The organism is Streptomyces sp. NBC_01525 (genome assembly GCF_045040405.1).
Taxonomy (GTDB): domain Bacteria; phylum Actinomycetota; class Actinomycetes; order Streptomycetales; family Streptomycetaceae; genus Streptomyces; species Streptomyces benahoarensis.
Map to the genome: position 1 here is coordinate 2,599,328 of NZ_CP109397.1, position 18,352 is coordinate 2,617,679.

At 73.2% G+C, this 18,352-nt stretch carries 17 protein-coding genes; 7 read left to right on the top strand and 10 right to left on the bottom strand.

The genetic code is table 11. The features are described from left to right. Positions 1 to 8: 8 nt before the first annotated feature. The gene (locus tag OG422_RS11460) at positions 9 to 689 is read right to left on the bottom strand and encodes a response regulator transcription factor (RefSeq protein WP_143942607.1); all 681 of its coding nucleotides are present in this window, start codon (positions 687 to 689) and stop codon (positions 9 to 11) included. 473 nt (positions 690 to 1,162) lie between these two features. On the opposite strand from OG422_RS11460, the gene OG422_RS11465 reads away from it, so the two are divergent. Then, positions 1,163 to 2,692 (top strand): peptide MFS transporter, encoded by a 1,530-nt coding sequence (locus tag OG422_RS11465; RefSeq protein WP_405742461.1) that lies wholly within the window; start codon positions 1,163 to 1,165, stop codon positions 2,690 to 2,692. A 132-nt stretch (positions 2,693 to 2,824) separates the two neighbouring features. On the opposite strand, the gene OG422_RS11470 is transcribed toward OG422_RS11465, so the two are convergent. The 6 genes from OG422_RS11470 to OG422_RS11495 all read right to left on the bottom strand — a co-directional run bounded on the left by OG422_RS11470 (position 2,825) and on the right by OG422_RS11495 (position 8,370). Continuing rightward, the gene (locus OG422_RS11470; RefSeq protein ID WP_405742463.1) at positions 2,825 to 4,258 is read right to left on the bottom strand and encodes a hypothetical protein; all 1,434 of its coding nucleotides are present in this window, start codon (positions 4,256 to 4,258) and stop codon (positions 2,825 to 2,827) included. Then, a complete protein-coding gene (locus tag OG422_RS11475; protein WP_405742465.1) occupies positions 4,258 to 5,349 on the bottom strand; it encodes a hypothetical protein in 1,092 nt (363 codons plus the stop codon). Before OG422_RS11475 ends, OG422_RS11470 begins: the two co-directional genes overlap by 1 nt. Beyond that, the gene (locus OG422_RS11480; RefSeq protein ID WP_405742467.1) at positions 5,346 to 6,269 is read right to left on the bottom strand and encodes a hypothetical protein; all 924 of its coding nucleotides are present in this window, start codon (positions 6,267 to 6,269) and stop codon (positions 5,346 to 5,348) included. Before OG422_RS11480 ends, OG422_RS11475 begins: the two co-directional genes overlap by 4 nt. An 84-nt stretch (positions 6,270 to 6,353) precedes the next feature. After that, on the bottom strand, positions 6,354 to 7,067 hold the full coding sequence (locus OG422_RS11485; RefSeq protein WP_143942473.1) for an LPXTG cell wall anchor domain-containing protein: 714 nt from the start codon (positions 7,065 to 7,067) through the stop codon (positions 6,354 to 6,356). Between the two features lie 270 nt (positions 7,068 to 7,337). Next, entirely contained in the window at positions 7,338 to 7,826 is a 489-nt protein-coding gene (locus OG422_RS11490; RefSeq protein ID WP_143942472.1) for an ATP-binding protein, read from the bottom strand. A 169-nt stretch (positions 7,827 to 7,995) separates the two neighbouring features. Continuing rightward, positions 7,996 to 8,370 (bottom strand): STAS domain-containing protein, encoded by a 375-nt coding sequence (locus tag OG422_RS11495; RefSeq protein WP_143942471.1) that lies wholly within the window; start codon positions 8,368 to 8,370, stop codon positions 7,996 to 7,998. Positions 8,371 to 8,619: 249 nt separating this feature from the next. Between OG422_RS11495 and OG422_RS11500 the strand changes: the two genes are divergently transcribed. Next, complete coding sequence (locus OG422_RS11500) at positions 8,620 to 9,570, top strand: RNA polymerase sigma factor SigF (protein WP_405742470.1); 951 nt, start codon at positions 8,620 to 8,622, stop codon at positions 9,568 to 9,570. A gap of 121 nt (positions 9,571 to 9,691) precedes the next feature. Here OG422_RS11500 and hutI read toward each other — a convergent pair whose 3' ends face one another. Genes hutI through OG422_RS11515 form a run of 3 tightly spaced genes read right to left on the bottom strand, consistent with a single transcriptional unit; the run spans position 9,692 to position 13,556 of the window. Then, on the bottom strand, positions 9,692 to 10,861 hold the full coding sequence (gene hutI / locus OG422_RS11505) for an imidazolonepropionase (RefSeq protein ID WP_143942469.1): 1,170 nt from the start codon (positions 10,859 to 10,861) through the stop codon (positions 9,692 to 9,694). Positions 10,862 to 10,896: 35 nt separating this feature from the next. Further along, positions 10,897 to 12,309 carry a formimidoylglutamate deiminase gene (locus OG422_RS11510; RefSeq protein ID WP_405742473.1) on the bottom strand — a complete coding sequence of 471 codons (1,413 nt, stop codon included), beginning with the start codon at positions 12,307 to 12,309 and terminating at the stop codon, positions 10,897 to 10,899. Further along, the gene (locus OG422_RS11515) at positions 12,306 to 13,556 is read right to left on the bottom strand and encodes an allantoate amidohydrolase (protein ID WP_405742475.1); all 1,251 of its coding nucleotides are present in this window, start codon (positions 13,554 to 13,556) and stop codon (positions 12,306 to 12,308) included. Before OG422_RS11515 ends, OG422_RS11510 begins: the two co-directional genes overlap by 4 nt. 265 nt (positions 13,557 to 13,821) lie before the next feature. Here OG422_RS11515 and OG422_RS11520 point away from each other — a divergent pair, with 265 nt between their 5' ends. The 5 genes from OG422_RS11520 (at position 13,822) to OG422_RS11540 (ending at position 18,228) form a co-directional block, all read left to right on the top strand. Then, a complete protein-coding gene (locus tag OG422_RS11520; RefSeq protein ID WP_143942466.1) occupies positions 13,822 to 14,343 on the top strand; it encodes a hypothetical protein in 522 nt (173 codons plus the stop codon). Positions 14,344 to 14,371: 28 nt separating this feature from the next. Beyond that, positions 14,372 to 14,746: a transcriptional regulator gene (locus OG422_RS11525; protein ID WP_143942465.1), complete on the top strand. Its 375-nt coding sequence runs from the start codon at positions 14,372 to 14,374 to the stop codon at positions 14,744 to 14,746. After that, on the top strand, positions 14,743 to 15,687 hold the full coding sequence (locus OG422_RS11530) for an ABC transporter ATP-binding protein (protein WP_251076695.1): 945 nt from the start codon (positions 14,743 to 14,745) through the stop codon (positions 15,685 to 15,687). The genes OG422_RS11525 and OG422_RS11530 overlap by 4 nt, the downstream gene beginning before the upstream one ends. Before the next feature lie 175 nt (positions 15,688 to 15,862). Then, the gene (locus OG422_RS11535; RefSeq protein ID WP_405742478.1) at positions 15,863 to 16,801 is read left to right on the top strand and encodes an ABC transporter permease; all 939 of its coding nucleotides are present in this window, start codon (positions 15,863 to 15,865) and stop codon (positions 16,799 to 16,801) included. 65 nt (positions 16,802 to 16,866) lie between these two features. Then, entirely contained in the window at positions 16,867 to 18,228 is a 1,362-nt protein-coding gene (locus OG422_RS11540; protein ID WP_405742480.1) for a diaminopimelate decarboxylase, read from the top strand. Positions 18,229 to 18,352 lie beyond the last annotated feature (124 nt).

Here is an 18,352-nt window from a genome sequence, read left to right on the forward strand (position 1 = left end):
CGGGTGCGTCAGCTCTTCTCGAAGCGGAAGCCGACGCCCCGGACGGTGGCGATGTAGCGCGGGTTGGCGGCGTCGTCGCCGAGCTTCTTGCGGAGCCAGGAGATGTGCATGTCGAGGGTCTTCGTCGACGACCACCAGGTGGTGTCCCAGACCTCACGCATCAGCTGGTCGCGCGTGACGACCCGCCCGGCGTCCCGCACCAGCACCCGCAGCAGGTCGAACTCCTTGGCGGTGAGCTGCAGTTCCTCCTCGCCCATCCACGCGCGGTGCGATTCGACGTCGATACGGACGCCGTGGGTGGCGGCCGGCTGCTGCGGTTCGGCGGTGGAGCCGCGGCGCAGCAGCGCCCGGACGCGGGCCAGCAGTTCGGCGAGGCGGAAGGGCTTGGTGACGTAGTCGTCGGCACCGGCGTCCAGACCGACGACGGTGTCCACCTCGTCGGCGCGGGCGGTCAGCACCAGGATGGGGAAGGAGTGACCTTCGTTGCGCAGCCTGCGGGCGACCTCCAGGCCGTCCATGCCGGGTAGCCCCAGGTCGAGCACGACCAGATCGATGTGGTCCTGGAGGCCGGCGTCGAGCGCCGTGGGTCCGTCCTCGCGCACCTCGACTTCGTAACCCTCGCGGCGCAGTGCGCGGGCGAGCGGCTCCGAGATGGACGCGTCATCCTCGGCGAGCAGTACACGGGTCATGGCCCGATGGTAGTCCGATGCGCCGTGGCCAGGGGGCGAGCGGGGCGGGCGGGACGACATATGCGACACGGGGCGAGGGGGTTTCCCGACCGGCCGGAATGGTTCCCCGTAACGAATGTGAGCGTTGTCTCACCCCTCCCAACGTCGGTCGAACGGGACGTATGGTGGGCCGACGTCCATCGCACAACCGCCGGGGCCCTCGGCACCTCACGGGTGTCCGCGGTCCTCAGTTGTGTACGGGGTGCGGTACACCGCTCCCGGTGCACAGCGATTGACCTGTCGACCGGGTCCGCCGCGCCAAGAATTACGGGGGGCGTGGAAGGCGGTGTACGACCGTCCTGCCGACTCCGCCTCGGGTGGCGTCGATCCCCTCGGACGTGGGGTTGCGGGCAGGTCTACGCCAGTGCCGGTCACCGACCCCCACCGGGCGTGACGTTCGACCCTCGCGTCCCGAGCAGACCAAGGAAGCACCCATGGCGTCCAGCCTGACGAAGGACGCCGCCACGCAGGGGAACCCTGCATCCGGCGGTAAGACCTTCTTCGGCCACCCCCGCGGACTGGCCACTCTCTTCATGACCGAGATGTGGGAGCGTTTCAGCTTCTACGGCATGCGGGCACTTCTCGTGCTGTACCTGATCTCCGGCGGCACGGACGCCAAGCCCGGGGCCCAGGGCGGCGGTCTCGCCATGACGATGGCCACGGCGTCGGCGATCTACGCGGTCTACCTCGCGATGGTCTACCTGCTGGCGATGCCCGGCGGCTGGTTCGCCGACCGGGTCTGGGGCCCGCGCAAGACGGTGATCATCGGCGGCTGCGTCGTGATGCTCGGTCACCTCACGCTGGCGGTGCCCGGCACGGCGATGTTCTTCGTCGGCATGGCGTTGGTCGCGCTCGGTTCCGGTCTGCTGAAGGCCAACATCTCGACGATGGTCGGCCACCTCTACGACGGCCCGCAGGACCCGCGCCGTGACGGTGGCTTCACGATCTTCTACATCGGCATCAATGTCGGTGGCTTCGCCGCCCCGCTGGTCGTCGGCACCATCGGCCAGAGCGTCAACTGGCACCTCGGCTTCGCCAGCGCCGCGGTCGGCATGGGTCTGGGTCTGCTCCAGTTCATCATCGGCACCCGTCACCTCGCGCCGCTGAGCAGCACCGTCCCGACGCCGCTGTCGATCGAGGAGCGCAACTCCTGGCTGCGCAAGGGCCTGCTCTGGCTGGTCGTCGCCGCGGTCTTCTACGGCATCGTCGTCGGCACCGGCACCTTCACCCTGAACTGGGCGCTGATCCCGATCGCGCTGCTCGGCCTGATCATCCCGGTCTCCGTGCTGGCCCGGATCAAGCGCGACAAGGATCTGACGTCCGCGGAGCAGACGAAGGTCAGCGGCTACATCTGGTTCTTCGTCGCCGCCGCCGTCTTCTGGATGATCTTCGACCAGGCCGGTTCCACGCTGAGCGGCTTCGCCGAGAAGAACACCGCCGACACCGTCTTCGGCATGCACTTCCCGTCGACGTGGTTCCAGTCCGTCAACCCGCTGTGGGTGATGGCGCTGGCCCCGGTCTTCGCCTGGATGTGGCTGGCGCTGGCCAAGCGCCTCAAGGAGCCGAGCACCACGATCAAGTTCGCCATAGCGATGGTGATGATCGGCATCTCGTACTTCGTCTTCATCGTCCCGATGGGGATGTCGTCGGACGGCACGAAGGTCAGCCCGATGTGGCTGCTCATGGTCTACATGATCCAGACCATGGGTGAGCTGTGCCTCTCCCCCGTCGGTCTGTCGGTCACCACCAAGCTGGCGCCGGAGAAGTACGCCAGCCAGATGCTGGGTGTCTGGTTCCTCGCCGTCACCGCGGGCGACTGCATCGTCAGCCTGCTCTCCACGGCCGGTGCCGACCTGAGCGGTGTGGGCGTCCTCTCCGCGGAGGCCACGCTGGCGGTCCTGGCGGGTCTCGCGATCTGGCTGAACCGCAAGAAGATCACGGGGCTGATGGGCGACGTGCGCTGACGCGTCCCCGATACGCCCCGAGGGCCCGGCACACCACGTTCGGTGTGCCGGGCCCTCCTGCGTGCGGTGGCCGGGCCGTACGCCGTGACCGGCCGTGACCTGGTCGTACGTGGCCGGGCCGCGCGGCGCCGGTCAGCGGCGGGCCCGGCGCCACGGGGTGCCGAGCAGCAGTGCCCCGCCGAGCAGCAGCACGGTCCCGGCGAAGAGGCCGAGGGCGTTGAGGCCACCGTGGTCGCTCGCGCCGGTGTCGGCGAGTCCGCCCGCGGCGCCGCCCGCCGCGTCCGCGCCGCCGCCCGTGGATCCGGATGCCCCGCCTGCCGTTCCGGCCGTGCCGCCGGAGGCGCCGCCGGGCCGGGCCGCGGTGTCGAGCGTCAGGGAGGCGCCCGGGTCCTTCTCCGGGGCGCAGGTGGTGGTCGTCCCCAGGGCGTTGACGGTCAGGACGCCGGGGGTCAGCGTCGTACGGCCGGTGGCGCCCGGGGTGTAGGTGCCCTTGAGGTCGGGGATCTCGATGGGCTGCCCGGACTTGATGGGCGCGGCGTTCGCCGGACCCTCGACCTTGACGGTGCCCTTGTCCGCGCCGCCCAGCGCGACCGCCATCGACGGCTTGACCGAGCCCTTGGGGATGTCCGCGGGGCTGTCCATCACGGACTTGCCGAACTTCACCGTCAGGCCGTAGCCGCCGCCCTTCGCCACCGCGTCGATCCGCACCGGCGAGGTGGCCTTCTTGTCCCCGATCGGCGTCTTGCAGGCGTACGGGACCTGCACCTGCTTTCCCTGGTGCGCAGTGCCGTCGGGTTCGCCGCCGGAACCGCCCGAGCCACCTGAGCTGCCGGTGCTGCCGCTGCCGCCCGTGCTGCCGCCGCTGCCGCCGGAGTCGGAGCCTCCGGTGCCGGTCCCGCCGTCCGTACCGCCCGTGGACGTACCGCCGGACGACGCGCCACCGGAGCCGGAGCCGCCGGACGAGGCACCGCCCGCGGCCGTCCCCCCGGAGTCGCCGCCCCCGGTCGTGCCGCCCGATCCGTCGGTCACCTTGATCGTGACGGCCGGTTTCACCGCCTCCTTCGGGACGCACTTGGTGTCCGTGGAGATCGGCTTGTTGACGTTGATCGTGTACGCGCCGGGGGTCAGCGTCACCTCCCCCGGCTTCTCCAGCTTCAGCGTGCCCGTCATGTCCGACAGCACCATCGGGCTGTTCTTCGGGATCGGCGGATTGCTCCGCGGCCCCTTCATCGCCAGCTCACCCGCCTGCGCCCCGGCCAGCTGCACCACGCCGGAGGGCTGCACGGTGTCCTTTTCCAGGTCGAGGATGTCCGGGTTCTTCGAGGCGGCGGTGACCGTCTTCCACACCACCTCGATCTCCTGGCCGACCTTCGCGGTCGCCGGTGCGCTCAGCGCCACCGTGGTGGTGCCCTCGACCGGCGGCAGCCCCGAGATCGGTGGCGGGGTGCACTCCGTCCGGTACGCGGCGTCCGCCGCCCGCGCGGTCGGGGCCGTGGCCACCAGCCCCGCGCCCGCGAGCAGCAGCGCGGCCCCGGCGGCCGTCCCCGCTCTCCTCCGTTGCCTCATCACGATGACCCTTCCGCTGTCGGTGGTGCGGTGGATGTGGTCGCGGACGGTGCGGTGTCCGGGGTGTACCAGGGCAGCGCGGCCGGGCGGTCCGCCGGTGCGGTCCCCCCGTCCGCGCCGCCACGCAAGGGGCGCAGGCGCGCCCGCCACCGGCCCGGCGCCCGGGGCCCGGCGGCCCCATGGGCGGGCGCGGCGGCGCGCGGCACCGGTGCGGTCCGTGGGCGTACGCGGTCGACGACGGCCATGCCGACGCGGAAGACGGCGGCGGGCACCACCAGACAGAGCAGCACCCAGAACAGCGTCACGCCCCAGGGCCGCCCGACGCCCCACGGCTGCTCGACCAGAAGCGTGCCGCCGTACGTCGCGGAGACCTGGTAGTCGCCGTAGGCGCCGGCCGCCAGCTCCACGTCCAGGTCGATGCGGGTCTTCTTTCCGGCGGGCACGGTGCCGCGCCACTGCCGGTCCTCCCACTGGGGCGCGAACACGCCGTGCGCGGTGCCCACCCGGAAGACCGGGTTCTTCGCCGGGACCGGCCCGGTGTTGCCCACCGTGAAGGCCAGCCGCCGCCGCGGCGGCGCGCCGAACCAGGTCAGCAGGTTGTCACCGCCGGTCAGTTCGGGTGCGGAGACGACGGCGAGGCGGGCGCCGGTCTCCTGCTTCGGGAGCGGGGCGACGGGGTGCCCGGCCACCGCGAACGGGATGTCGTCGGCGGCCGCCGGGCCGGTCACGGTCGCCACATGCACCACACAGGGGCAGGGCTTGGGCGGCTCGGCCACCGGCAGCGCGGTACGGAACGCGCCCCGGCCGTCGGTGGTGACCGCCCGCCCGTCGCCGTTGGCGCAGGAGTTGGTGCCGCCGATCATGTTCTGGCCGCAGATCAGCAGGGTGAGCAGCGCCTTGGGCCGCCAGCCGCGCCCGGAGACGGTCACCGTGCCGCCGGTCCCGGCCTGCCCGGTGCCGACCTCGGCCGTGGGGGCTCCCCCGGGCGGCGCGGCGGCCGCGGGCGGCGCGTACGGCAGCAGCACCGCGCCCAGGACAAGGACGGCGGCGGCCGCGCGGTGCAGCCGGGCCCGCGCCGCTGCGCGCGTCACGGTCGGTCTCCCACACGTATCAACTCCCTGGCAGCGGGGGCGGGTTGCTCCTGGGGTGCGGTGCGTCCTGCGCGGCGCCGTCGTCGCCACAGCGCGCCGCCCGCGCCCGCGACGACGGCGAGCGTGCCCGCGCCGAGCGCGCCCCGGGAGAGGGGTGCGTACCCGGCGCGCGCGGAGGCGTGCGCGCCCCCGGCCGCGGTGACGGTGAGGGTGACGTCGACGGCGTCCAGGGCGGGCGGATCGGACCAGGTCTCGGTGCGCCGGACGCGCTGCCCGGGGGCGAGCACCACGGGCAGCGCGCGGGCCGGGTGCCGCAGCGCGGTCCCGAGCACGCCGTCGGCACGTACCGCGAGCCGGGGCCGGAGCACCATGGTGCCGCGGTTGACCAGCGTGTACCGGATCTCCGCAGCGCCGCCGCGCCGGGCGAAGGCGACGTCCTCGACGGTCAGCGCGGCGAGCGCGGGGCCGGTCACCCGCAGATGGACGGGGACGGTCCGCCCGCCCCCGGGGCCGTCGGCGCGGAGGGCGGCGGTGCGCTCGCCGGGTGCGGCGTCCCGGGGCACGGTGACCGTGAACGGCACCGCCGCCCGGGTCCGCGCCGGGACGCGCACCCGCGCCACGGCGGGCGCGAGCCAGGCGGAGGCGTCCGTACCGCCCTCGGCCGGGGCGCCGCGCAGCCGGACGGTGACGGGGTGCCCGGCCGGGTTGGTCACCGCGAGCCGGTCTGTCAGGACGGTGCCGGGCGCGCCCTCCAGGTAGAAGAACGGCCGGTCGGTGCCGGTCGGGCGGCTCCCGGCACCGGGCGCGGGCGCGGCCGCCCAGCCGGGCCGGGCGTCGGCCGCCGCGGCGCCCGGAGGCCAGCACGCCAGCGCGGCGACCGTCGCGAGTGCCACGGACACACCGCGGGTACGGAACGGCATCGACTGCTCCTGGTGCTCGTACGCGTACGGAAGGGGCGGCGCGGTGCGGGCGCGCCCCGGGGGGGGCGGCGCCGTCCGCCCCGGTCAGGCGGAGCGGCGGCGGCCGAGCCAGAGGGCTCCGGCCGCCCCGGCGAGCAGCACGGTGCCGCCGAAGGTGCCGAGGGCGACGGCGGAGTCCGCGGGTCCGGTCTGCGGCAGCTGCCCGCCGGAGCCGGACGCGCCACCGCCCGAGGAGCCGCCGGACGCGTCGCCCGACGCGCCGGAGCCGCCCTTGACGTCCAGGGTGAGCGACGGCTTGGGGCTGTTGTCGGGGGTGCAGGTGGTCGTGGTGCCGAGGGCCTTGATGGTGAGCTTGCCCGCCGTGAACGTCACCTTGCCGCTCGCCTTGGGGGTGTACGTACCGCTCAAGTCACTGATCTTGATAGGGGTGTTGGCCGGGATGGCCTGGTCGTTGGGCGGGCCGGACACCGGTACCGTCCCGCTGTCCGCGCCGCCCAGCTCGATGACGGCGGACGGCTTCATGGCACCCTTGCCCAGCTCGACGGGGCTGGACGAGACGCCCTTCCGGAACGACATCACCAGCCGGTACCCGCCGCCGCTCGGGGTGCCCTTGATGTCGATGGGCGAGACGGCGCCCTTGTTGCCGATCGGTGTCTTGCACTGGTAGTTGACGTCGACGACCTCGGCATGCGCGGCCGGGGCGGACAGCAGCACCGCCGCTCCGGTCAGCGCCACGGCGACGGTGGGCCGGGCCGCGCGGCGGGGGCGGCGGATGGGCGATGCGTGGAAGCGGGCCACCTCTCGTTCCCTTCTCCCGGGTCCAGGGGCGCGGCGGGGCCCGTGCGGACCGCGAGCCCGGCGGCGGGCCCCGTACCGTCCCTGGGCGCCGCCCCTTTTGCTGACGGCGCATCAGATGGGTGGCTCAAGGTACGCCGGGGACCGCGAAGGGGGAAGGCACTGCGCGGGGCGGATCGGGGCGGAACGCACGGAGGGCGCGGACCTGCGGTCCACGCCCTCATTTCCCGGTCGACGCCGGGTCCGCAGGCGGCGTGTGCCGCCCGTCACCGCTCAGGACGGAGCGGCCAGTTCGGCCCAGACGGTCTTCCCGGCGCCGTCGGCGTTACGGACGACGCCCCAGTCCAGGCAGAGCCGCTGCACGATAAACATGCCGTGCCCGCCCGGGCGTCCGGCGCGGTGCGGGGTGCGCGGCGCGGGCGATCCGGCACCGAGGTCGCCGACCTCCAGGCGCAGCACCTTGGCGGTGCAGCGCAGCCGCAGCTCCTCGGGGCCCTCGGCGTGCAGGCAGGCGTTGGTGACCAGCTCGGAGACGACCAGCAGGACGTCCTCGGCGGCCGCGCGCTGGTCCGCGGTGGCGGCCGGCAGCCAGCCCCAGTCCTGGAGGGCCTCACGGGCGAAGTCCCGGGCGCGCGCGACGGCTCCCCGGGTGCCGCTCAGGCGCAGCCTGCGGACCTGGCCGACCGGGGCGGCGGCCGGAGCGCCGGCGCTGCCCGGTTCCGGGCCGAGGTCGCCCGGCGGGTACGGCCGGGTGGTGCTCATCAGCGCTTCACCTCACCGATTCGCCTTTTCACGGAAAACGGATAACTGACAGATTCAACGGATTCAGATGTCTCCTGCCCGACCGGACCGCGAGAACACCCACTTCTTGGGCGCGGAAGATGTGACGCGGACTACGTGCCCGGAAGGCCATCCTCCGGAGCATCGTCCGTCACCCTTCGTCGGCCAGCGCCGCGTCGAGTGAGTCGTGCACCGTGAATACCGCCTCCGCGCCGGTGATCTCGAATACGCGGGCCACCACGGGCTGCATCGCGACGAGGTGGACCCCGCCCCCCACGGCCTCCGCCTTCAGCCGGGCTCCGAGCAGGACATTGAGTCCGGTGGAGTCCATGAATTCCAGGGGCGCACAGTCGACCACGAGGCGGGCGTGCCCCTCTGCCACACACCCCTCCAACGCCTCACGCAACAGATCGGCGGTGTGGTGATCCAGCTCACCCGCCGCCGTCACGACCGCGCTGGCGCCGTGATGCCGGATCGCGACGTGAAGCCGACCCCGGCTCGCACTGCCGACCGTCCCGCGGTCCATGCGCGCGCACCCCTCTTGCTGTCTCGACGTCGTTTGCCTATGACTGCGCTCAATCGAACCCTACGCCTTCACTTCACACAGGGGTAGCCGAACAATCCACATATAGCACCAAATACGGGCATCGCACACTTGCCATCTTCCAGCAAAGCCAGGTAGGCGTAGATGCAGACACATTCGCCACGGCCGGCTTTGGAGGCGCCGCACACCGCAGCTTCGCGTAGAGGCATCGGCAGCCATATGCCGAGAACGATGGAGGAGACCATGTCACCCCGGCTCGACGAAATGCGCACCGACGACACCCGGCAGCACACCTCGTCGACACCCCCGTCCGACCCGACCGGGCAGATCCCTTCCCAGCCGGCCGCCGCCGAACCCGAATTGACGGCTGTGCCCGAAATCGACGGACTGCCCGAGATCCCGCCGTTCGACGAGGTGGGTCCGGTCGATGCGAGGGCCTTGTCCAAAACTCTCTTCGAGCGGCTCGAATCCCTCGAAGAAGGCACCCGCGAATTCGCCTATGTCCGTAACACCCTGGTCGAACTCAATCTCGCCCTGGTCAAGTTCGCGGCCTCCCGGTTCCGTTCCCGCAGCGAACCGATGGAGGACATCGTCCAGGTCGGCACGATCGGTCTGATCAAGGCGATCGACCGTTTCGAGCTGAGCCGCGGCGTCGAGTTCCCGACGTTCGCGATGCCGACGATCGTCGGCGAGATCAAGCGTTTCTTCCGCGACACCAGTTGGTCGGTGCGCGTGCCGCGGCGGCTGCAGGAACTCCGCCTCGACCTCGCCAAGGCCGGTGACGAACTGGCGCAGAAGCTGGACCGTGCACCCACGGTCGGCGAACTGGCCGAACGCCTCGGTATCTCCCGGGACGAGGTCGTGGAGGGCATGGCGGCGAGCAACGCGTACACCGCGAGTTCGCTCGACGCCCAGCCGGAGGAGGACGACAGCGAAGGCGCGCTGGCGGACCGCATCGGCTACGAGGACCACGGACTCGAAGGCATCGAGTACGTCGAATCCCTCAAGCCTCTGATCGCCGAACTCCCGCCGCGCGACCGGAAGATCCTGTCGCTTCGCTTCGTCGCCAACATGACCCAGTCCGAGATCGGCGAGGAGTTGGGCATCTCCCAGATGCACGTCTCCCGGCTGCTCTCGCGCACCCTGGTGCGGCTGCGCAAGGGCCTGATGATCGACGAGTGAGGTTCCGCGGTCGCCACCGGTCCACCGGCCGGTGTCCGCCCGCGCGAAGGAGGGCCTGCCCCGGGTGACTCGGGGCGGGCCCTCCTTCGCGTCCGGGCCGCCAGGGCCCTTCTGTGGCCTCTCAGGCCACCCGAACGCCCTTGCGCCAGACGCCCGACACCAGCGGGACGCCGGGCCGGTAGGCGAGGTGGACGTGCGAGGGGGCGTCCAGCAGCGTGAGGTCGGCGCGCGCGCCGGGGGCGATCCGGCCCACGTCGTCGCGGCGCAGCGCCCGCGCGCCGCCCGCCGTCGCGGCCCACACCGCCTCGTCCGGCGTCATCCGCATGTCCCGTACGGCGAGGGCGATGCAGAACGGCATCGACGAGGTGAAGGACGAGCCGGGGTTGCAGTCGGTGGAGAGCGCGACGGTCGCCCCGGCGTCCAGGAGGCGGCGCGCGTCGGGCCAGGTGGCGCGGGTGGAGAACTCCGCGCCGGGCAGCAGCGTCGCGACGGTGGCGGAGTTGGCGAGCGCGTCGACGTCGGCGTCGGTGAGGTGGGTGCAGTGGTCGGCGGAGGCCGCGTCCAGCTCCACGCCGAGCTGCACGCCGGGCCCGTAGGACAGCTGGTTGGCGTGGATACGGGGCAGCAGACCGCGCCGCTTGCCCGCGGTGAGGATCGCGCGGGCCTGGTCGCCGTCGAAGGCGCCCTTCTCGCAGAAGACGTCGATCCACCGGGCGTGCGGGGCGCAGGCGTCCAGCATCGGGCCGGTGACGAGGTCGACGTAGCCGGCCGGGTCGTCGGCGTAGTCGGGCGAGACGATGTGCGCGCCGAGGTAGGTGACCTCGTCGGTGTGCTCCCCGGCGATGCGCAGCGCGCGGGCCTCGTCCTCGACGGTCAGGCCGTAGCCGGACTTGGTCTCGAAGGTGGTGGTGCCCTGGCGCAGCGCCTCGGCCAGGTAGTGGGCGACGTTGGCGGAGAGCTGTTCGTCGGTGGCGGCGCGGGTGGCGGCGACGGTGGTGCGGATGCCGCCCGCCTCGTAGGCGCGGCCCGACATCCTGGCGTTGAACTCCTGGGTGCGGTCGCCGCCGAACACCAGGTGGGAGTGGGAGTCGACGAAGCCGGGCAGCGCGGAGCGGCCGCCCGCGTCGACGGCGTTGTCAGTGGCGGGTGTTTTGCTGGACGGACCGACCCAGGCGATGCGGTCGCCGTCGATGACGACGGCCGCGTCCTGGATCAGACCGAGGGGGCCTTCGCCGAGGGAGGGGTCGTTGGTGACGAGCTGGGTGAGATGGGTCAGTGCGGTGGTGGTCATCGCGGTGGTGTTCTCCTTCGTCCGCTGGAGGCGCGTCAGTTGCTGGTGCGCACGGCGGCGATGGCCGCGGCGAGTTCGGTGGGGACGTCCGGTACCAGCGTGTGCACGCCGTCGCGGACGATCTGTCGGCCGCCGACGACGGTGTGCCGTACGTCGGCCGCCGTCGCGGCGAATACCGCGGTCTCCGCGGCGAGCCGGGGCAGCGGGCCCGCGGTCCGTACGGAGTCCAGCGCGATCGTGGTGAAGTCCGCGAGGGCGCCGGTGGTCAGGGTGCCCGCGTCGTCCCAGCCGAGGGCGGCGTGCCCGTCGGCGGTGGCGGCGCGCAGCAGTGCCGCGGCGGTCCAGTGGCCGCGGGCGCGGGTGCGCAGCCGCTCGTTCAGCTCCATGGCGCGGGCCTCTTCGAGCAGGTCGATGACGGCGTGGCTGTCGCTGCCGAGGGAGAGCGGGCTGCCGCTGTGCTGGAGGCGGGCGGCGGGGCCGATGCCGTCGGCGAGGTCGCGTTCGGTGGTCGGGCACATGCACACGCCACTCCCGGCGCCGCCGAGCAGGCCGATGTCCTCCGGGGTGAGGTGGGTGGCGTGCACCGCGGTGGTGGCGCGGCCGAGGACGCCGTGGTCGGCGAGGAGGCGGGTGGGCGTGCAGCCGTGCGCCTCGTGGCAGGCGTCGTTCTCCGCGGTCTGCTCGGAGAGGTGGACGTGCAGCGGGGCGCCGCGCTCACGGGCCCAGTCGGCGACGGTGCCCAACTGCGCGGCGGGCACGGCGCGTACGGAGTGGATCGCCGCGCCGATGCGGGCGTGCCCGTCGCCCTTGAGAGCGGCAGCGCGCTCGGCCCAGGCGTCGGCGGTGCCGTCGCTGAAGCGCCGCTGGTGCGGGGCGGGCGGGGTGCCGAAGCCCGCGGAGAGATAGGCGGTGTCGAGGAGGGTGATGCGGATACCGGCGTCCGCGGCGGCCGCGATCAGCGCCTCGCCCATGGCGTTGGGGTTGGCGTAAGCGCCGCCGCCGGGCCGGTGGTGGAGATAGTGGAACTCGCCGACGCAGGTGATTCCGGCGAGCGCCATCTCGGCATAGACGGCCCGCGCGAGGGCGTGGTAGCTGTCCGGGTCGAGGCGGGCGGCGGTGTCGTACATGACCTCGCGCCAGGTCCAGAAGGTGCCGGAGCCCACCTGCACGGTGGAGCGCAGCGCCCGGTGGAAGGCGTGCGAGTGGGCGTTGGCCAGGCCCGGCAGCGTCAGCCCGCGCAGGGCGATCGCGCCGGGCGGCGGGGTGGCGGTGCCGGTGCGGACGGCCGTGATCCGCCCCTGCGCGGTCTCGACGGTCACGCCGGGCTCGGTGTGGGTGCCGAGCCAGGCGTGTTCGAGCCAGTAGACCGTCGCGCCCTGCGGCGTGGGGCGTTCGCGGGTCGTGTCCTGTGGCGCCGTTCCGTGCGGCGTCGTGTCCTGCGGCGTCATGTGCACGCGAGACCTTCCAGTACGTCGGCGAGTGCGGTGACCCCGGCGACGCAGTCGTCCTCGGCCGCGGTTTCGGCGGGCGAGTGCGAGACGCCGGTCGGGTTGCGTACGAACAGCATGGCGGTCGGGACGCTCGCGGAGAGGATGCCCGCGTCGTGTCCGGCGCCGGTGCCGAGGACGGGTACGGGCCGCCCGCCGCCGGAGCGGGCGAGCAGGGTGCCCAGCTCGTCGCGGAGGGCGTGCCCGAATTCCACGACGGGGGTGAAGGATTCGCGGACGATGCGCAGGTCGACGCCGTCCCGGGCGGCGCTCTCCTCGGCGGCGCGTTCGATCTCCTTCACGACGGTGTCCAGGATGTCCTGGTCGGCGGCGCGGGAGTCGAGCCAGCCGCGGACGAGCGAGGGGATCGCGTTGACACCGTTCGGTTCGACGCTGATCTTCCCGAAGGTCGCCAGGGCGCCCGCGGTCCGGGCGGCCTCCCGCGCGGCGACGACGGTCCGGGCGTAGCTGAGCATGGGGTCGTGGCGGTCCTCCAGGCGGGTGGTGCCCGCGTGGTTGGCCTCGCCGTGGAAGTCGAACCGCCAGCGGCCGTGCGGCCAGATGGCGGAGGCGATGCCGACCGGGTCGCCGGTCAGGTCGAGGGCGCGGCCCTGCTCGATGTGCAGCTCCACGAACGCGCCGATGCGCGCCAGCCGGTCGCGGTCGGGTCCGATCGCGTCGGGGTCGTATCCGGCGCGCTCCATCGCCTGCGGCAGGGTGATCCCGTCGGCGTCGCGCAGTTCGCGGGCGTCCTCGGGGGTCAGGGCACCGGCGCTGAGCCGGGAGCCGACGCAGGCGAGCCCGAAGCGGGCGCCTTCCTCGTCGCCGAAGTTGACGAGGGCCAGCGGCGCGGTGAACTCCACTCCCCTGCGGCGGAGTTCATCGAGCGCGGCGAAGGAGGAGACGACGCCCAGCGGGCCGTCGAAGGCGCCGCCGTCCGGGACGGAGTCCAGGTGGGAGCCGGTGACGACGGCGGCGCCGGGGGCGACCTCGGTGTACGAGCGGACGCCGAGCCAGGCCCACTGGTTGCCGTTGCGGTCCAGTTCGTAGGCGAGGCCGCGGGACTCGGCCTCGGCACGGAACCACGCACGGCAGTCGGCGTCGGCGGCGGTCCAGGCGTGGCGGCGGTAGCCGCCGGAGGAGGCGTCGCGGCCGAGGGGCCGCAGCTCCCGCCACATGGTGTGGAACGACGCGGTCTGACCGGTCATGCGCGCGCTCCCGTCGTGGGGTCGGCGGCGCCTTCACGCGGTACGGGACGAGGTCCTGGCACGGGTGCCTCCCGGCATCGATTGGATCGGGATATTCACATATTGACTTCGCTGAATATGGCTAGTCAACAGCACGGAGAGGGTGGCGACACCCGCAACCGAACCGGGCACACGCGAAGATTCACCCCCCTTTTGACTTGCCCACCAGGAAAGTCGGTGTTAGCTTTCCCAGTAGGCAAGTAACGTCACGGGGGAGGGGACGACCATGACCACACCGGTCGACGCGGAGCGCGCCTGGCAGGACCTGCAGCGCATCCGGGTACCGCAGGAACGGGTCTACGACGAGGTGGAGCGCGGCGCGTCCGGCGAGGCCGCCACGACCTACATCACCGCCACGCTCATGTGGCTCTTCGTCGCCAGCTGGGGCCTGACCCTCCCGGACTGGATCTTCTGGCTGCTGACCGTGGCGTACGTCGTCCTGCTGGGCACGCTGATCACCTTCGCCGCCCGCCGCGCGCGGGTCCGACTGCACCGCTCGCGCCACACCTGGCGGTCGGTCGCCTCCGCGCTGGCCGGTGCGGTGGTGTCGCTCACCACCCTGCTGCTCTCGGGTTTCCTCGCCCGGAGCCTGCATCTGCCGCTGCCCACCGTGATCCAGGCCACCGTCTCCGTCGGCGTCCATCTGCTCTGCGTCGGTCCGGCGAACCGCTGGACGCGATCCGCGCTGCGGAGCCACGGCGCCCGGCTCGACCCGAGCGGCTCCCGGCCCGCACCGACCGCCCCGTGAACCGCCCCCGTGGTGAGGAGAACGCCCGATGAGCACCCCGACAGGTTTCGACGAACTGATCCATCCGGCGACCCGGCTGTCCGTGGTGGCCCTGCTCGCGGCCACCGAATGGGCCGACTTCCCGTTCATCCGTGACAGCCTCTCGCTCAGCGACTCCGCGCTCTCCAAGCAGCTCCACACCTTGGAGGAGGCCGGGTATCTGGAGATCCGCAAGGAGGGCGGCGGCCGTCGGCGCCGCACCAAGGTCCGGCTCACCGACCGGGGCAGGACCGCGTTCGAGGGCCATGTGGCGGCGCTCCGGGCCATCGTGGAGGACGCCCCGACCGCCACCCCGGCGGCCACCGCGCCCGCCGAGGACACCACCACCCCGGCACCCGCCACCGCCGCCGAGGTGACCCGATGACGGCGATCACGGTGCCCGCGCGGCCCGGCGACGGCCCGGTGGTCCGGGCGCGCGATCTGCGGATGGCGTACGGCGGCAGAGAGGTGCTGCGCGGGGTGGACCTGGAGGTGCGCCGCGGCGAGATCCTCGCCCTGCTCGGGCCGAACGGCGCGGGCAAGACCACCACCGTGGAGATCCTGGAGGGCTTCCGGCGGCGTTCGGCGGGTGAGGTCGAGGTGCTGGGCGCGGATCCGGCGCATGGCGACGAGGCATGGCGCGCCCGGCTCGGCCTGGTCCTGCAGACCTGGCGGGACCACGGACGCTGGCGGGTGGGCGAACTCCTCGCCCACTTCGCGCGCTACTACCGCGATCCGCGCGACCCGGACGCGTTGCTGCGCCTCGTCGGTCTCACCGACCACGCCGGGCAGCAGGCGGCTCGGCTCTCGGGCGGACAGCGGCGGCGCCTCGATGTGGCGCTCGGCATCATCGGCCGCCCCGAACTCCTCTTCCTGGACGAGCCGACCACCGGTTTCGACCCGGAGGCGCGCCGCGACTTCCACGACCTGGTCGAACGGCTGGCCCGGGACGAAGGGGTGACGGTCCTGCTCACCACGCACGACCTCGTGGAGGCCGAGCGGCTGGCCGACCGTATGGCGATGCTGGTCAACGGCCGCATACGGGCCTGCGGCACGCCCCGGGAGCTGGCCCGGCGGGCGGCCGCGCAGGCAGAGGTCCGCTGGACGGCCCCGGACGGTACGCCGCGCCGGGAGCGGACCGCCGACCCCTCCCAGCTGGTCTGGGAACTGCACCGGTCGACCGGCGGCCCCCTCCCCGACCTGGAGGTACGCCGCCCGACGCTGGAGGACACCTACCTCCACATGCTGCACGGGAAGGACGACGCGGCCGGTCCGGCGGAGGGCCGGGCGCCCGGCACCGCGGGCGACGCGGCGCGAGCGGCCTGACCGTACGGCCGCGGAGAGCGTGGGGCGGGGCGGCACGGGAGTCCGGCACGCCCGGACACGCCCAACCCCGGCCCGGCCCGGCGGGAGACGGCACGTCGCCCGGCGGGCGGCACCGCACCGGACCGGACCGCATACGCGTGAACGAGGACGAGGAACACCAAGGGGGAATGACGCCATGACACAGACGGACATGGGCTCGAAGGGGGCGCCCGACCACACTCCGGTGCGGGGCGGGGGCGCCGGCACGGCGGATACCGGGGCGCGAGGGCGGACCTGGCGGGCCGGGTGGGCGCGGGGTGTCATCGAGATACGGCATCTGCTGCGCAGCCGGAAGGAGATGAGCGGGCAGTTGCTCAACATCGTGGTCGCATTGGTGATCGCGGGGACGCTGAGCGGCACCGTTCCCGGCACCAGGATCCCGATGGGCCATCTCACCCTCGCCGGGTTCGCCGCGTATCTGCTCTTTCAGGTGGGGCTGATGAACCTCCCGCAGATGATGGTGACCGAGCGCGAGGAGGGCACGCTGCTGCGGCTGCGGGCCACGCCGGGCGGCATACCGGCCTATCTGCTGGCCAAGTCGCTGCTGATGGTCGCGATGGCCGTGGGCACGCTGGTGGTGCTGCTGGCGGCGGGCGCACTGCTGGTGGACGGGCCGCTGCCGCACGGGCCGGGCGGCTGGCTGACGCTGCTGTGGGTGACCACGCTGGGCCTGCTCGCCGTCATACCGCTGGGCGCCGCCATCGGGGCCGTACTCCCCAACCCGCGGGAGGCGCTGGCGCTGCTGATGCTGCCGGTGATGGCGCTGCTGGTGACGTCGGGGGCGATGTTCCCGCTGACCGCACTGCCCGAGGTGGTCCAGCGGGTGGCGTCCTGCTTCCCGCTGCGGTGGATGGCGCAGGGCATACGGTCGGCGCTGCTGCCGGACGCGGCTCGGGCCGCGGAGCCCGCCGGGTCCTGGGACCTGCCATGGGTCGCGCTGGTGCTGGCGGCGTGGGCGGTCCTCGGGTTCCTGCTGGCCGTACCGCTGCTGCGGCGGGCCACCCGGCGGGAGTCCGGGTCGCGGCTGTCCGCGCGGCGGCGGAAGGCGGAGCTGAGCGGCGCCGGGGTGGTGTAACAGCTCGGTGACCGGTCCCCGGACACCTGTGGCGTCGTACCGCGTGACGATGATGGAGTGGCGATATGACTGGCCTCACCACTGGTTCTCCGACCGTTCCGGGCCCCACGGACCGGGACCGTGCCGTACGGGCAGCCGTCGAGCGGGGGCTCGTGAGCCCCGCCACGCCCGTCGCCGGGCTGCTGGATGTCGCGGGGGTGCGGCGTTCGGCGGCCGAACTCCGTTCCGCGTTCGCCGAGTTCACCGAAGCCGGGGTTCCCGTTCTGCACGCGTTCGCGGTGAAGGCGGCGTCGCTGGTGCCCGTGCTGCGGCTGCTCGCCGACGAGGGGCTGGGCTGCGAGGTGGCCAGCCCCGGGGAGCTGGCGCTGGCCCGCGCGGCGCACGTCCCGGTGCGGCGCACGGTGCTGGACTCGCCCGCCAAGACCCCCGCCGAGCTGCGGGAGGCCCTGGCGCTGGGGATCGCGGTCAACATCGACAACCCGGAGGAGCTGGCCCGCGTCGATGCCCTGGTGGCGTCGGCACCGACCGGCGCCCCGCTGGGGCTGCGGGTCAATCCGCAACTCGGCGGCGGCAGCATCGGCGCGATGAGCACCGCCACCGACACCTCCAAGTTCGGGGTGGCGCTGCGGGATGAAGGAGCCCGCGCATGGGTGGTGCGGGCCTATCTGGACCGCCCGTGGCTGACCCGGCTGCACGGTCACGTCGGTTCGCAGGGCATGGCGTTGCCGCTGATGGCCGACGGGGTGCGGGCCCTGTTCGACCTCGCCGAGGAGATCAACGCGCAGGCGGGGCGGGCGCAGGTCGACACCCTCGACATCGGCGGCGGCCTGCCGGTGAACTTCGCATCGGACCGGGTCACGCCCACATACCGGGAGTATGTGGAGGTGCTGCGGGAGCGGGTGCCGGGGCTGTTCCGGGGGCGGTACGGGCTGGTGACCGAGTTCGGCAGGTCGCTGCTGGCCAAGCACGGCACGGTCGTGGCGCGGGTGGAGTACGCGAAGTCGGCGGGCGGGCGGCCGATCGCGGTCACCCACGCGGGGGCGCAGGTCGCCACCCGGACGGTGTTCGTCCCGGACGCCTGGCCGCTCCGGGTCGCCGCGTACGACGCACGAGGGCTCCCCAAGGAGGGGCCGCCGGTTGCCCAGGACGTCGCCGGGCCGTGCTGTTTCGCGGGCGATCTGGTCGCCGAGAACCGCCCGTTGCCCCTCCTGGAGTCCGGCGACCACGCCGCCCTGCTGGACACCGGCGCGTACTACTTCTCCACCCACTTCGCCTACAACTCACTGCCCCGGCCCGGGGTTTACGGCTACACGGCGGACCCGTCGGGCGAGGTCCGCTTCGCGACCGTCCGTACGCCACAGACGCTGGAGGAGCTGACGGCGGAAAGCGGCGGCGCACACGGGGAGGAGTTGCGCACGTTGCGGTGAAGGGGCCTCGGCCGGGCCGGGGCTGCGCGGGCCGAGTCGGGCGAGCCAGGCCGGCCGGACCGAGCCGCCGGGCTGTGGCTGCGCGGGGCAAGCCAGGCCATGTCGGGCCGGGCCGGGGCTGTGC